This window comes from Streptomyces sp. NPDC030862, from assembly GCF_055571835.1.
The window spans coordinates 1-12,230 of the sequence record NZ_JBVIEN010000013.1 but is presented as its reverse complement, the minus strand read 5'-3'; the positions used below and the strand labels follow the sequence as shown (position 1 = coordinate 12,230).

Annotated in this window: 12 protein-coding genes; 4 read left to right on the top strand and 8 right to left on the bottom strand. The window is 72.8% G+C overall.

Annotated elements, in window-relative coordinates:
- Window position 1: 1 nt before the first annotated feature.
- Window positions 2–415 carry an SRPBCC family protein gene (locus tag ACZ42X_RS29605; protein WP_361423639.1) on the bottom strand — a complete coding sequence of 138 codons (414 nt, stop codon included), beginning with the start codon at window positions 413–415 and terminating at the stop codon, window positions 2–4.
- A 240-nt stretch (window positions 416–655) separates the two neighbouring features.
- A complete protein-coding gene (locus ACZ42X_RS29600) occupies window positions 656–2,161 on the bottom strand; it encodes an MFS transporter (RefSeq protein ID WP_468296347.1) in 1,506 nt (501 codons plus the stop codon).
- A 96-nt stretch (window positions 2,162–2,257) separates the two neighbouring features.
- Between ACZ42X_RS29600 and ACZ42X_RS29595 the strand changes: the two genes are divergently transcribed.
- Entirely contained in the window at window positions 2,258–3,112 is an 855-nt protein-coding gene (locus tag ACZ42X_RS29595; RefSeq protein WP_468296344.1) for an SDR family NAD(P)-dependent oxidoreductase, read from the top strand.
- Between the two features lie 88 nt (window positions 3,113–3,200).
- On the opposite strand, the gene ACZ42X_RS29590 is transcribed toward ACZ42X_RS29595, so the two are convergent.
- The 6 genes from ACZ42X_RS29590 to ACZ42X_RS29565 all read right to left on the bottom strand — a co-directional run bounded on the left by ACZ42X_RS29590 (window position 3,201) and on the right by ACZ42X_RS29565 (window position 9,241).
- The gene (locus tag ACZ42X_RS29590) at window positions 3,201–3,743 is read right to left on the bottom strand and encodes an allene oxide cyclase barrel-like domain-containing protein (protein ID WP_468296341.1); all 543 of its coding nucleotides are present in this window, start codon (window positions 3,741–3,743) and stop codon (window positions 3,201–3,203) included.
- Between the two features lie 20 nt (window positions 3,744–3,763).
- Window positions 3,764–4,219 carry a YybH family protein gene (locus ACZ42X_RS29585; protein ID WP_468296338.1) on the bottom strand — a complete coding sequence of 152 codons (456 nt, stop codon included), beginning with the start codon at window positions 4,217–4,219 and terminating at the stop codon, window positions 3,764–3,766.
- Between the two features lie 348 nt (window positions 4,220–4,567).
- A complete protein-coding gene (locus ACZ42X_RS29580) occupies window positions 4,568–5,611 on the bottom strand; it encodes a 2-hydroxyacid dehydrogenase (RefSeq protein WP_468296335.1) in 1,044 nt (347 codons plus the stop codon).
- Between the two features lie 21 nt (window positions 5,612–5,632).
- The gene (locus ACZ42X_RS29575; protein ID WP_361423621.1) at window positions 5,633–6,256 is read right to left on the bottom strand and encodes a histidine phosphatase family protein; all 624 of its coding nucleotides are present in this window, start codon (window positions 6,254–6,256) and stop codon (window positions 5,633–5,635) included.
- Complete coding sequence (locus ACZ42X_RS29570) at window positions 6,253–7,737, bottom strand: FGGY-family carbohydrate kinase (protein ID WP_468296332.1); 1,485 nt, start codon at window positions 7,735–7,737, stop codon at window positions 6,253–6,255. The genes ACZ42X_RS29575 and ACZ42X_RS29570 overlap by 4 nt, the downstream gene beginning before the upstream one ends.
- Window positions 7,730–9,241, bottom strand: coding sequence for an FGGY family carbohydrate kinase (locus ACZ42X_RS29565; protein ID WP_468296329.1), 1,512 nt, complete (start codon window positions 9,239–9,241; stop codon window positions 7,730–7,732). The genes ACZ42X_RS29570 and ACZ42X_RS29565 overlap by 8 nt, the downstream gene beginning before the upstream one ends.
- Before the next feature lie 259 nt (window positions 9,242–9,500).
- Here ACZ42X_RS29565 and ACZ42X_RS29560 point away from each other — a divergent pair, with 259 nt between their 5' ends.
- From ACZ42X_RS29560 to ACZ42X_RS29550, 3 genes are all read left to right on the top strand, one after another.
- On the top strand, window positions 9,501–10,292 hold the full coding sequence (locus ACZ42X_RS29560) for a DeoR/GlpR family DNA-binding transcription regulator (protein ID WP_468296326.1): 792 nt from the start codon (window positions 9,501–9,503) through the stop codon (window positions 10,290–10,292).
- 313 nt (window positions 10,293–10,605) lie between these two features.
- Window positions 10,606–11,961, top strand: a complete 1,356-nt coding sequence (locus ACZ42X_RS29555; protein ID WP_468296324.1) for an MFS transporter — start codon at window positions 10,606–10,608, stop codon at window positions 11,959–11,961.
- On the top strand, window positions 11,954–12,124 hold the full coding sequence (locus tag ACZ42X_RS29550) for a hypothetical protein (RefSeq protein WP_468296322.1): 171 nt from the start codon (window positions 11,954–11,956) through the stop codon (window positions 12,122–12,124). Before ACZ42X_RS29555 ends, ACZ42X_RS29550 begins: the two co-directional genes overlap by 8 nt.
- Window positions 12,125–12,230 lie beyond the last annotated feature (106 nt).

Sequence of the window (12,230 nt, the reverse complement as noted above, 5' to 3'; positions counted from 1 at the left end):
GTCAGCCGGCGGCGTTGTCGACGCGCAGCCGGACCTGCTGCTCCAGCCGTTCCAGGCTGCGGTCGAGGGCGTCGGAGACGGCCTTGTCGCCCGGGTCGTGGCTCTCGTCGAAGAAGGACAGGTGCACGGTCACCTCGCTGGTGCCGGTGTCGATGCCGGCGACCTGGAGCCAGCCGGTGTAGCTGCCCTGTTCCCGGGTGCCCCATTCGAGCCGCATCTGGTCCCGCTCGGCGCGCAGCAGGGCGGCCGTGTCCTCGTCGGTGCGGTCCTCGTGGACGGTGACGGCGGGCAGGTCCTGGGCGTGCACGTGCAGCTCGGCCGGGAGCCAGGTGTCCATCTGGTCGATGTTGGCCGCCTGGTCGAAGACGTGCTCGGGCAGCGCGGGCATGGTGCGGGAGCGTTCGTACTCGGTCATCGCTGTCTACCGTCCTCGGCTCGGGGTCGGTCGTTCCCGGGACGGGTTCCCGGCGGGCGGCGGCTGAAGCGGGGCAGGGCCGAAGCGGGCAAAAGAGAGCCCCGGCTGGACGGGGGAACCAGCCGGGGCAGTCAAGGGGGCGGTTGTGAAGGCGTCTTCACAACCGACTGCATGAACGATAAACCATTCCTGCGGGAGGATGCCAATCGGCCTCCGGCAGGACTTCCGCCGTCCCGGTCCTCACAGCGCCGACTGCGGCGCCGTACGCCCCGGGGCGGCCGTCGCGGTGGCCGCCGCCTGCGCCGAGAGCGGCGTCGCGATGTCCTCCAGCGACCTGCGCTCCGCCGGGACGGCCAGGAAGAGGGCCACCAGACCGCCCAGGACCATCACGGTGGCGCCGATGGAGAAGGCCAGCACGGTGTCGGCCGGAACGCCGCTCTCCGTGAGGCCCGCGAAGATCAGCGGCCCCGAGATCCCGCCGGCGGCGGTGCCGATGGCGTAGAAGAAGGCGATGGCCATGGCGCGGGTCTCCATCGGGAAGATCTCGCTCACGGTGAGGTACGCCGAGCTCGCGCCCGCCGAGGCGAAGAAGAGGACCACGCACCAGCAGGCCGTCAGGGTCGTCGCCGTGAGCCTGCCGTCGCCGAAGAGCCAGGCGGTGGCGAAGAGCAGGACGCCCGAGAGCAGGTACGTACCGGCGATCATGGGGCGGCGTCCCCAGGTGTCGAAGAGGTGCCCGAGCAGCAGCGGCCCGAGGAAGTTCCCGGCGGCGATGACCGCGAAGAAGTAGCCGGTGGAGCCGCTCGGCACGTCGTAGAAGGTCACCAGGATGGCGCCGAAGCCGAAGGTGATGGCGTTGTAGAGGAACGCCTGCCCGATGAAGAGCGCCAGGCCCAGCACGGCCCGCCGGGGGTAGGCCCGGATCAGGGTGCGGGCGATCTGCACGAATCCGACGCTGTGCCGCTGCTTGATGGTGATCGCGCCGGCGGGCTCGGGCAGCGGCGCGCCCTTCTCGCGCTCGATCTCGCGTTCGACGTCGGAGACGAGCTGTTCGGCGCCCTCGGCGCTGCCGTGGATGAACATCCAGCGGGGTGATTCCGGGACGTGCCGGCGTACCAGCAGGATGACCAGGCCGAGCACGACGCCGAGGCCGAAGGAGACCCGCCAGCCGAGGTCCTTCGGGAAGATGGCGGTGTCCAGGAAGACGACGGACAGCAGGGCGCCGCCCATGGCGCCGAGCCAGAAGCTGCCGTTGATGATCAGGTCCACCCGGCCGCGGTACTTGCTGGGGATCAGCTCGTCGATCGCGGAGTTGATGGCCGCGTACTCGCCGCCGATGCCGAAGCCGGTGAGGAAGCGGAAGAGGAAGAACCACCAGGACGAGTACGACAGCGCGGTCAGCGCCGTCGCGGCCAGGTAGACGGCGAGGGTGATCAGGAAGAGCTTCTTGCGGCCGAAGCGGTCGGTCAGCCAGCCGAAGAACAGCGCGCCGGTGCAGGCGCCGGCGACGTACAGGGCGGCGGCGACACCGGTGACCTGGGCGCTGCTGATGGCGAGGCCGCTGCCCTCCTCGGAGAGGCGGCTGGCCATGCTGCCCACGATGGTGACCTCGAGGCCGTCGAGGATCCAGACGGTGCCCAGGCCGATCACGATCATCCAGTGCCACCGGGACCACGGCAGCCGGTCCAATCTGGCGGGGACCTGCGTGGTGACGGTCCCGTTCGTCGACTGACCGAGCTCGCTCATGGGTCACCTCCGGGGTGTCGTGGCGCGACGCGTGTACCCCATGATCAATCCAGCGAAACGGGCCTGCACGCCGGGCGAGCGGGTACCCCGGCGGTCATGGACACCGTGAGACCCCTGGCCGTGGTGACCGGCGCCTCCAGCGGCATCGGCCGTGAGCTGGCCCGCACGTTCGCCGCACACGGCTTCGACCTGGTGCTCTGCGCCGAGGACGCGGCGGTGGGCGCCGTCGCCGACGAGCTGCGTGGCCGCGGTGCCGACGTCACGGCGGTACGGGCGGACCTCGCCACCTACGACGGCGTCGAGCAACTGCACGCCGCGGTGCTCGCCACCCGCCGCCCGGTCGCCGCCGCGGCGCTGAACGCGGGCGTCGGCACGGGCGGGGCGTTCACCGACACCGCCCTGGCGGACCACGCCCGGGTGATCGACGTCAACATCAGCGGGACGGTGCACCTCGCGCACCGGCTGCTGCGCGCCATGGTCGACGAGGACGAGGGCCGGCTGCTGATCACCTCCTCGGTGGTCTCGATGGCGCCGGGGCCGTTCCAGTCCGTCTACAGCGCCTCCAAGTCGTTCCTCCAGTCCTTCGCGCAGGCGCTGCGCGAGGAGCTCAAGGACACGGGGGTGACCGTCACCTCGCTGATGCCGGGGGCCACGGAGACGCACTTCTTCCACCGCGCGGGCATGGACGACACCCGCCTGGGCCGCCTCCGGCACAAGGACGATCCGGCGCGGGTCGCCGAGGACGCCTTCGAGGCGCTGATGCGCGGCCGGAACCGGATCGTCGCGGGCTCGGTGAGGAGCCGGGTCCTCGGAACGGCCGTCAAGGCCGTGCCCGACCGGCTCAAGGCGGCCGGGCAGCGGTACCTGTCGGAGCCGCCCGCCGCGGCCGGACCGGGCCGGCGGGGCGGGCGGCGGCGAGGCCGTCGTCGGAAGGTGGGGCGGCGGCCCTAGGGGTCGTCTCAGCGTGTCGCGCCCACGTCGGAAGTGGAGCGAGGGCACCAAGGCACCTCTCGGGGGGCTCGTGCGTGAGGTCGTGCTCTCAGCGCCGGATCTCGAGCCGCGCCCGCTCGTTCGGTGTCGCGATGTCCCAGAAGCGAGCGATGCCCCGGGCATTGCTGTACGCGCCCGTACCGCCGGTGATGGCCATGTCGAGGGAGCCCACGCCCTTCGTCCACAACGACTGCATCGTCACCGACCCCTGCGCGACCTCCATCGTGATGAGGCACTGCGACGTCTGTGCGTCGCCCTTCATCTGTATGACCTGACAGGTTCCGCCGCCGCGTCCGATGGCGTGCCCGTCCTTGACGGCGGTGCCGGAGTAGACGTCCATGTCGCCCAGGCTCGGCCCCTTGGGGCCGAGGTCGACAGCCGTGTACTGGTCGTTTTGCACCGAGACTTCGAGGACCTCGACACGCGCCTTCTCCGGGGTTCCGGCGTTCGCACCGTCAACGGCCCACGCACCCACCGCGGCCGCGGCGAGCGTTGCGGCGGCGAACCTCGTGAGCGTCACCCGTCTGCGCGTACTCCGTCCTCTCCCCCGACGCACGGCGACGGCGGTGGGCGCCGAACCGGTGGTGACCATGGTGGAAGCTCCTCACGGTGTCAGGCGAGCTGGTCGCGGTCGGACGGGAGCCAGACCGTCATGGTCGCCGGATCGATCGGGATCGAGACGTGCTCGTGTGTGATCGACCACGTGCCGTCGGTCCGCTGGAGGCAGACGCTCTCCCGTACCCAGATCGACGCCTGAAGCCCGCCCTTCCGCTCCCCCGAGTCCAGGTGGAGCATGTGCGCGAACGCGGTGTCCCCGCCGACCGCGAGGGTGAGGTCGTGCGTTTCCAGGCTGATCGGGCCGACGTATCCGTCGAACCAGCGCTGGAAGTTGCGGCGGATCTCGTCGGTGCCCGTGAACCGCAGCGGGGGGACGACGTCGTAGTAGACGGCGCCGGGAGCGTAGAACGACATGAGCCGGTCGATGTCCTTCGTCTGCTGTGCGTCGGCGCGCTGCGCCAGGAGCGCCCGGATCTCGGACTCGTGGGTGGTCGTGTCGTGGGTGGTCATCGCGTACTCCTTCGGTTGTGCGGTGCCTCCGGGACGCCTGCTTCCGGTCCCGCTGCCAGTACGACGAGACGGCCCGGCGGAATGTGACACGGGGCGCCGTCACGACCTAGGGCCTGTCTTTCGGATCAGGCCGGACAAGGGAGCGGGGTCTGGTGCATGGGGTCTCCCCAGGCCCCTTGGGGCCGAGGGGACGCATCGCAAGGCGGAGGAGGGAGCCTCCCCCGTTGCCCGCAGGGCTACGGGGGCCAGTGGCGACCGACGACAACGCGGCGTGGGGGCACCCCCAGGCGAAGCTCTGGGGGAGCGGCACCAGGGCACGCGAGCCCGGCAAGATCCGGAATACAGGCCCTAGCGGCGCCGCAGCACCTCCGGGTTGGCGCAGTGGGCGAGGGTCTCGCCGCGCAGGAAGCGGGCGGCTTCCGCCGCGACGATGCGGGCCGCCTTGTGGGCGACCTCGCGGCTGCCGCCCGCGATGTGGGGGGTCAGGACGACGCCCGGCGTGGACAGCAGCCGGGCGCCGGCCGGGACGGGTTCGACGGGGAAGACGTCGAAGCCCGCGCCCGCGAGGTGGCCGGCGTCGAGGGCGTCGCAGACGGCGTCGTAGTCGACGAGGGCGCCGCGCGCGCAGTTGACGAGGACGGAGCCGGGCTGCATGGCCGCGATCTGCTCGCGCCCGATCATGCCGCGGGTCTCGTCGGTCACGCGCGCGTGGAGCGAGACGATCCGGGAGCGGCCGAGCAGCTCGTCGAGGGGCACGAGGTCGGCGATGCCGTCGACCGCCTCGGGCTTGACGTACGGGTCGTGGACGAGGACCTTCGCTCCCATGGCCACCAGGACGCGGGCCACGCGCGAGCCGATCGCGCCGAAGCCGACCAGTCCGACGACCGCGCCGTCGATCTCGAGACCGCAGCGGTCGTAGTCGTAGTAGTCGCCGCGCCAGGTGCCGTGCCTGAGGTCGGTGTGGACGTCGCCGATGCCGCGGGCGGCGGCGAGGATCAGGGCGAGGGTGTGCTCGGCGGTGGCGACGGCGTTGCGCCCGGGGGCGTAGCAGACGGCGACGCCGTGGCGGGTGGCGGCCTCCAGGTTGGCGTTGACCGGGCCCCCGCGGCTGACGCAGAACAGCTCCAGGTCGGGGCAGGCCTTGAGGATCCGCTCGGTGAGCGGGGCCATCTGGGTGAGGCAGATCCGTACGCCGCGCAGCGCCTCGATCAGCTCGTCCTCGGTGCCGGACGCCTCGTCGACCTCGGCGACCGTGCCGAAGGGGGTGTGCGGCCACGGCAGTCCGAGCTCGCGTACGTCCAGGTCGGCGGCCGGTGTGGCGGCGCGCAGTTCCTCGGTCAGCAGGCGGGGCAGGACGAAGTGGTCGCCGGCGGCGAGGACGGTGGTGGTCACGGTGGTGCTCCAGACGGGGGTTCAGTGGGTGGTGCCGAGGGCGGCGGGTGCGTTGAGACGCAGCAGGGACGCCTGTCCGCCGGGCGGCAGCCGCAGTTCGGTCAGGGCGCCGTTCTCCAGGGCCGGGAAGACCTGGCGGTAGCGGGCGAGGGGGATGCCGAGGAGCTTGCACAGCACGAGGCGTACGAGGGTGGAGTGGGCGACGACGAGCACGCGCCCGTCGGGGAGTTCGCGGGCGGCCTCCTCCAGGCAGGCGATCGCCCGGTCGGCCGCCGCCGCGGGGTCCTCGCCGCCCGGCAGGTGGTGGGCGACGGGGTCGGCGAGGAAGGCGGCGAGCGCGTCCGGGAACTCCTCGGCCATCTCGGCGCGCGTCAGCCCGTCGCCGCGCCCGAAGTCGACCTCGTACAGCCGCTCGTCGACGCGCGGGGTGAGGCCGACGGCGGTGGCGGCGGGTTCGGCGGTGAGGCGGGCGCGGGAGAGCGGCGAGCAGAGCACGGCGTCGAGGCGCTGCCCGGCGGCCCAGGCGGCGAGCGTGGCGGCCTGCTTGTGGCCGAGTTCGGTGAGCGGCACGTCGGTGCGGCCGGCGTAGCGGTTCTCCGCGTGCCATTCCGTCTCGCCGTGGCGTACGAGGATGAAGTCGGTCACTGCTCGGCCTTTCTGCGGGCGTGTGCCGCCATGGACGGGTCCAGTCGGCCCTGTCGGGTCAGTTCGTCGACGAAGCCGAGGTAGACGGGGGTCAGCCGGGCCGTACGGGACGGGTCGGGGGTCAGCTGCTCGCGGACGCGCACCATGGCGGCCGCGGCCTGTTCCAGCGTGGCGCCCGAGGCGGTCGCGGCGAGGACCGCCATGCCGGTGGCGCTCTCGGCGTGTTCGGGGACGGCGACCGTACGGCCGAGGACGTCGGCGCGCAGCTGCGACCAGTAGCGGTTGCGGGCGCCGCCGCCGGTGAGGGTGAGCGGGCCGTCGACGGGGGCGCCGAGGTGGTCGAGGTAGTCGAAGCAGAGGCGTTCGACGCAGGCGACGCCGAGGAGGAGGGCGTGGAACTCCTCCGCGTCGCCGACCGGGTCGCCCAGCACGAAGGGGGTGGCGTCGGGCGCGCGGAAGGGGAAGCGTTCGCCGGCCGCGCCGGTGAGGGGGTAGGCGACGGCGGTGGAGCCGGTGGCGGCGGCCCGGGCGGTGAGGGCCTCCAGGTCCGCTCCCGGGAACCGGTGCGCGAGGGCGCCCGCGCCGCTGCTGGACGCGCCGCCGGGCAGCCACGTCGACCCCGGACCGCGGTGGCAGTAGACCACTCCCCCGGGGTCGCGTACGAGGTGGGGGCTCGCGCCCTTGAGGACGAGGGTGGTGCCGAGGACGGAGTTCCAGGCGCCGGGGGTGAGGGCTCCGGCGCCGATCTGGGCGGCGCAGCCGTCGGTCATGCCCGCGACGATGGGCGTTCCGGCGGGGATGGAGGTCGCCGTGGCGGCGTCGGGGCAGACGGTGCCGACGACGGTGCCGGGCCGTACGACGTCGGGAAGGAGGCCGGCCGGGACGCCGAGCGCGCCCAGCTCCTCGTCGGGCCAGTGGTCGTCGACCAGGTGGTAACCGGTCTTGAGGGCGTGGCTGGCGTCACTCGGGACCTGCCGGCCGGCGAGCCGCCAGGTGATCAGGTCGGCCTGGTGCAGCAGCCGGGCGCCGGGGAAGTCGGTGTCGTCCAGGAGCCAGAGCAGTTTGGGCAGGGCCCAGGACGGCTGCATGGTGCGGTAGCCGAGCGCCTCCCACACCTCGGCGCCCGCCTTGTTGACACGTGCGGTGTACGCGCGGGCGCGCCCGTCGTCGTACATGAGGCCGGGTGTGAGGGGTGTGCCGTGCTCGTCGGAGAGGAGGACGGTGCCGGAGGTGGCGTCGACGGCCAGGCCCCGGACGCGCGCCGGGTCGATGCCGGCCAGCGCCTCGCGGCAGGCGGCGGCGAGGGCGGACCACCACTGCTCGGGGTCCTGCTCGTGGCGGGGTCCGTCGCGGTGGCCGGTCAGCGGGCGGGACGCGGCGGCGAGGAGCCTTCCGGTGCCGTCGACGGCGACCGCGCGGGCGGACTGGGTGCCGAGGTCCAGGCCGAGGTGGACGGCGTCGGCGGTGAGGGCGTCAGACATGGGGCGCTTTCCGTGCGGTTTCGGGAACAGGTGCCCAGCCGAGGGAGCGGGCGGCGGCGCGCCAGGTCAGGAACGCCTCGTACAGCTCGTCGTAGTGCGCGGCACGCCCGGGGTCGGGCTCCCAGTCGGCGCGCATGCGGACGTACTTCTCGGCGGCTGCGCGCATGCTGGGCTCGGCTCCGCTGAGGACCAGCCCGGTGAGGAACGCGCCCTTGGCGCCGAGCTCGGTGTCGGCGCTGCGGGCGGTGGGGACGCCGGTGACGTCGGCGATGAGTCGGCACCACGGGTCGCTGGCGGAGCCTCCGCCGCACAGGCGCAGTTCGTGGACGTCGGTCCGGGAGGCGCGCAGGCAGTCGCGTACGACGAGGGACAGGCCCTCGAAGACGGCGCGGGCGAGGTGCGCGGGCGTGTGGTCGAGGGACAGGCCCCAGAAGGTGCCGCGCGCGTGCGGGTCGAGGAAGGGGGCGCGCTCCCCGGCGGGCGAGAGGTACGGCAGGAACGCCGGGCCGCCGGGCGCGGGCGGGGTGGCGAACGCCAGCTTGCCGAGGGCGGCGGGCCCGTCGACGGCGAGGAGGCGGGCGGCCCAGTCGAGGACCTCGGTGCCGGAGAGGGTGGGGAAGGCGCGCAGAAGGCGTTCGCGGCCGCCGTAGGCGATGTTGATGCCGCAGGGTTCGCCGGAGGTGTCGACCTCGCGGGTGACGATCTCCGTGCAGAGGGTGGTGCCGAGGATGGCGCACGCCTGCCCGGGGTCGACGACGCCCGCGCCGCGCGCGGTGGCGGCGATGTCGTACGGGGCCATGACGACGGGCAGCCCGGCGGGCAGGCCCAGCTCGCCCGCGGTGCGATGGGTGATCTCGGCGATGCGTTCGTGCTCGCCGAGCACCCGGGGCAGCAGCCGGGCGTGCTCCGCGAAGCCGAACAGGTCGAGGACGGCCGGGTCGTAGGCGCCGGTGGCGTGGTCGAGGAAGGGTGCCGACGCGTCGGACTCGTCGATCGCGGTGACACCGGTGAGCTTGAGGAAGAGCCAGCCGGCCGCCGTCAGGGCCGTACGGGAGCGCGCCAGGCGGTCCGGGTCGTGGGCGGCGAGCCAGCTGATCACGGCGTTGGGCATGCCGCTGCAGGTGAGGGAGCCGTTGCGGCGGTAGGCCTCCTCCAGGACACCGTCGGCGGCCCAGCGGGTGAGGAGGCCGCCCGCGCGGCCGTCGGACCAGAGGACGGCGGGGCCGGTGGGGCGGCCGTCGGCGTCGACGAGCCAGCAGCCGTCGCCCTGGGCGGTGAAGGACACCAGCCATACCGGGTCGTGGCCGGGGCCGAGCTGGGAGAGGGCGCTGCGGACGGTGTAGACGACCGCGTTCCAGACGGCGTCCATGTCCTGTTCCGCCCAGCCGGGGCGGGGGCGCAGCACTTCGGTCCCTATGCGGGAAAGCGCTCTTTCCTGTCCCTGGTCGTCGAACACGACCGATTTGATGACCGACGTGCCGACGTCGATGGTGAGAACCGACATGGAATACCTGCCCCTTCGCACTTGCGGACGTCAGGGAAACGTGCCGTCGGGCGGTGCGTCAATCGGCTGGGAAAACCTCCCGTGACCGGCCGGGGCCGCCGTGTGAAAACGCGGGGGCGTGCGCGACGGCGTTCCCGTCGGCCGGGCGGCGCCGCACTCCGGTCGTGTTAACTTCACGTGAGGTTCTCATCCCTCACCCCACCCATCCCCCACCCTTCCCGGCGCGCCGGTGGAGTGAACCGGAAAGGAGCCGGACGCCGTGACCCGTATGGACGCCCAGGAGGAGCGGCGGCGCCGACTGCGCGATCTGGTGACCGCCAAGGGGTTCGTCCGCACCGCGGACCTGGCGGAGGAGTTCGACGTGAGTGTGATGACCGTGCACCGCGACCTGGACGCGCTCCAGTCGCAGGGCTGGCTGCGGAAGGTGCGGGGCGGGGCGAGCTGCCTGCCGTCCACGCAGTTCCACGGCAGCGTCAGCGAGCGCATGACGACGATGGCGCGGACCAAGCACCGGCTGGCGCGGGCGGCGGCCGGCCTGCTCGCGCCCGGGCAGATCGTGATGCTGGACGACTCCACCACCTGCCTCAGCCTGGCGCAGCAGATGTCGGGCCACACGCCGCTGACGGTCATCACCAACTCGCTGCCGGCGATCTCGGCGCTGGCGCGGGAGCCCGGGGTGTCGCTGATCGCGCTGGGCGGCACGTACTTCCCGGCGTACGACGCGTTCATGGGGCTGCACACGGCGCAGAGCGTGGAGTCGTTCCGCGCGGATGTGCTGTTCATGTCCACCACGGCCGTGACCGGGGGCCGCTGCTACCACATGTCACCGGAGACGGTGCAGGTCAAGCGGGCGATGATGGCCTCGGCGGCGCGGCGGGTGCTGCTGGTCGACCACACGAAGTTCGCCAACCAGGGGCTGTACGCGCTGGCGCCGCTCGCCGACTTCGACCTGGTGCTGGTGGACGACGCGGCGCCGGCGGGTGAGGTGCGGCGGCTGCGGGACATAGGCGTCGACGTCCGCACGGTCGACGCGTCGGGCACGCAGGGCTGAGTCCCTCCGGGCTGAGCCGCCCCGGCCGAGTGCCACGCGGTCACGCGGTCAGCGGTCACGCGGTCACGTGAACATCACATGGGCTTCACGCGGGCCCCGGCTTCGGCCTCGCCCCGGCCACCGCGCTGAGCTGGGAGAACCGCCGCCTCGCGCGGCAGGGCCCGGGCGCGTGTCCCTCGATTTCACGCCACGGCGTCCGCGTACGGCGAGGTTTTCTCCCCGCGCATTGACCGCCATCCCGTGCGGCCGTTTCATCGTGACGCCTTAGGCACCCACCCCCCTCCCCCGTCCCCCGTGGAAAAGGTGGTTTCTCGTGGCCGTCGTTCTGGATCCCTCGTCCTCCCCCGCCGAGGAATCACCCCCGAGGCATTGGCTGGACAGGATCGGCATTCCCCGGCCCCTCGCATGGGGATTCCTCGGTGTTCTCATTTTCATGATCGGCGACGGAGTCGAATCCGGATATCTGTCGCCGTACCTCCTGGACGAGGGAATGTCCAAGGAGCGGGTGGCGGTGCTGTTCACCGTCTACGGCGTGACCGCGAGCGTCGCGGCCTGGTTCTCCGGCGCGCTGTCCGACCTGTGGGGCCCGCGCCGCGTCATGATGCTCGGCCTGGCCGTCTGGGCGGTGTTCCAGGTGGTGTTCCTCGCCTTCGCGGTCCCGGCCGCCGACTTCGGCCTCCTGCTGGCCGCCTACGGTCTGCGGGGCTTCGGCTATCCGCTCTTCGCGTACGGCTTCCTGGTGTGGGTCACGGCGGTGACGCCGCAGCGGCGCCTCGGCTCGGCGGTGGGCTGGTTCTGGTTCGCCTTCACGGGCGGCCTGCCGACGCTGGGCTCGCTGGTCGCCAGCTTCGCGGTGCCGGCGATCGGCGCGTACGGAACGCTGTGGCTCTCGCTGGGCCTGGTGCTGGCGGGCGGTCTGATCGCGCTGCTGCTGGTGCGCGAGCCCACGGGCGCCCACCGCCTCGCACCCGCCAAGGAACGCCCGGTCGCCACGCTGCTCGGCTCGCTCGCCATCGTCTGGCGCAACCCGAAGATCGGCACGGGCGCGGTGGTACGGGCGATCAACACGGCACCGCAGTTCGGGTTCCTGGTCTTCCTGCCGGTGTTCTTCACCGACACGCTGGGCTTCTCGCTCACCGAGTGGCTTCAGCTGCTGTCGGCGATGTTCGCCACCAACATCTTCTTCAACCTGATCTTCGGGGTGGTCGGCGACCGCATCGGCTGGCAGCGCACCGTCGCCTGGTGCGGCGGCGTCGGCTGCGCGGTGACCACGCTCCTGCTCTACTACGGCACGGTCTCGGCGGGCGACCACTACGCCCTCGCGATGGTGCTGGTCGGCCTCTTCGGCGCGACCCTCGCCGGCTACGTACCGCTCTCGGCCCTCATGCCGTCGCTCGACCCGGCCCACAAGGGCCAGGCGATGTCGGCCCTCAACCTGGGCGCGGGCGCCAGCACCTTCCTGGGCCCGGCGCTGGTGGGTATCTTCCTCGGGCCGCTCGGCGTGCAGGGGGTGATGTGGATCTTCGCCCTGCTCTACCTGGCGAGCGCCGTGATGACCCTCTTCCTCAAGCTGCCGCAGGCGGTATCACCGGCGGCCGGCGGGTACTCGTCGCCTCCCGCCCCGGCAGCGCGGGCGCGGGACGATTCCCCGGAGGCGAGCCATGAGTGATGCGTGGGACTACCCGACGCCCTCCCAGGCGGAAGGCGAGCGGGAGCCGGGCGTCGACGAACACCCCGACGTGGCCCGCTCGACGCCCTCGCAGGCGGAGGGCGAGCGCACCGCCGAGACGGAGGAGGTCGGGAGCGAGGCGAAGGGCGAGGACACGGCGTGAGAGACCGGGCCGGGGGGGGGGGGGGGGGGGGGGGGGGGGGGGGGGGGGGGGGGGGGGGGGGGGGGGGGGGGGGGGGGGGGGGGGTGGGGGGGGGGGGGGGGGGGGG

Excerpts from the sequence above, each read along its gene's own strand:
- ACZ42X_RS29605 (WP_361423639.1), bottom strand. The coding sequence starts at position 415 with ATGACCGAGTACGAACGCTCCCGCACCATGCCCGCGCTGCCCGAGCAC.
- ACZ42X_RS29600 (WP_468296347.1), bottom strand. The coding sequence starts at position 2,161 with ATGAGCGAGCTCGGTCAGTCGACGAACGGGACCGTCACCACGCAGGTC.
- ACZ42X_RS29595 (WP_468296344.1), top strand. The coding sequence starts at position 2,258 with ATGGACACCGTGAGACCCCTGGCCGTGGTGACCGGCGCCTCCAGCGGC.
- ACZ42X_RS29590 (WP_468296341.1), bottom strand. The coding sequence starts at position 3,743 with ATGGTCACCACCGGTTCGGCGCCCACCGCCGTCGCCGTGCGTCGGGGG.
- ACZ42X_RS29585 (WP_468296338.1), bottom strand. The coding sequence starts at position 4,219 with ATGACCACCCACGACACGACCACCCACGAGTCCGAGATCCGGGCGCTC.
- ACZ42X_RS29570 (WP_468296332.1), bottom strand. The coding sequence starts at position 7,737 with ATGTCTGACGCCCTCACCGCCGACGCCGTCCACCTCGGCCTGGACCTC.
- ACZ42X_RS29565 (WP_468296329.1), bottom strand. The coding sequence starts at position 9,241 with ATGTCGGTTCTCACCATCGACGTCGGCACGTCGGTCATCAAATCGGTC.
- ACZ42X_RS29550 (WP_468296322.1), top strand. The coding sequence starts at position 11,954 with ATGAGTGATGCGTGGGACTACCCGACGCCCTCCCAGGCGGAAGGCGAG.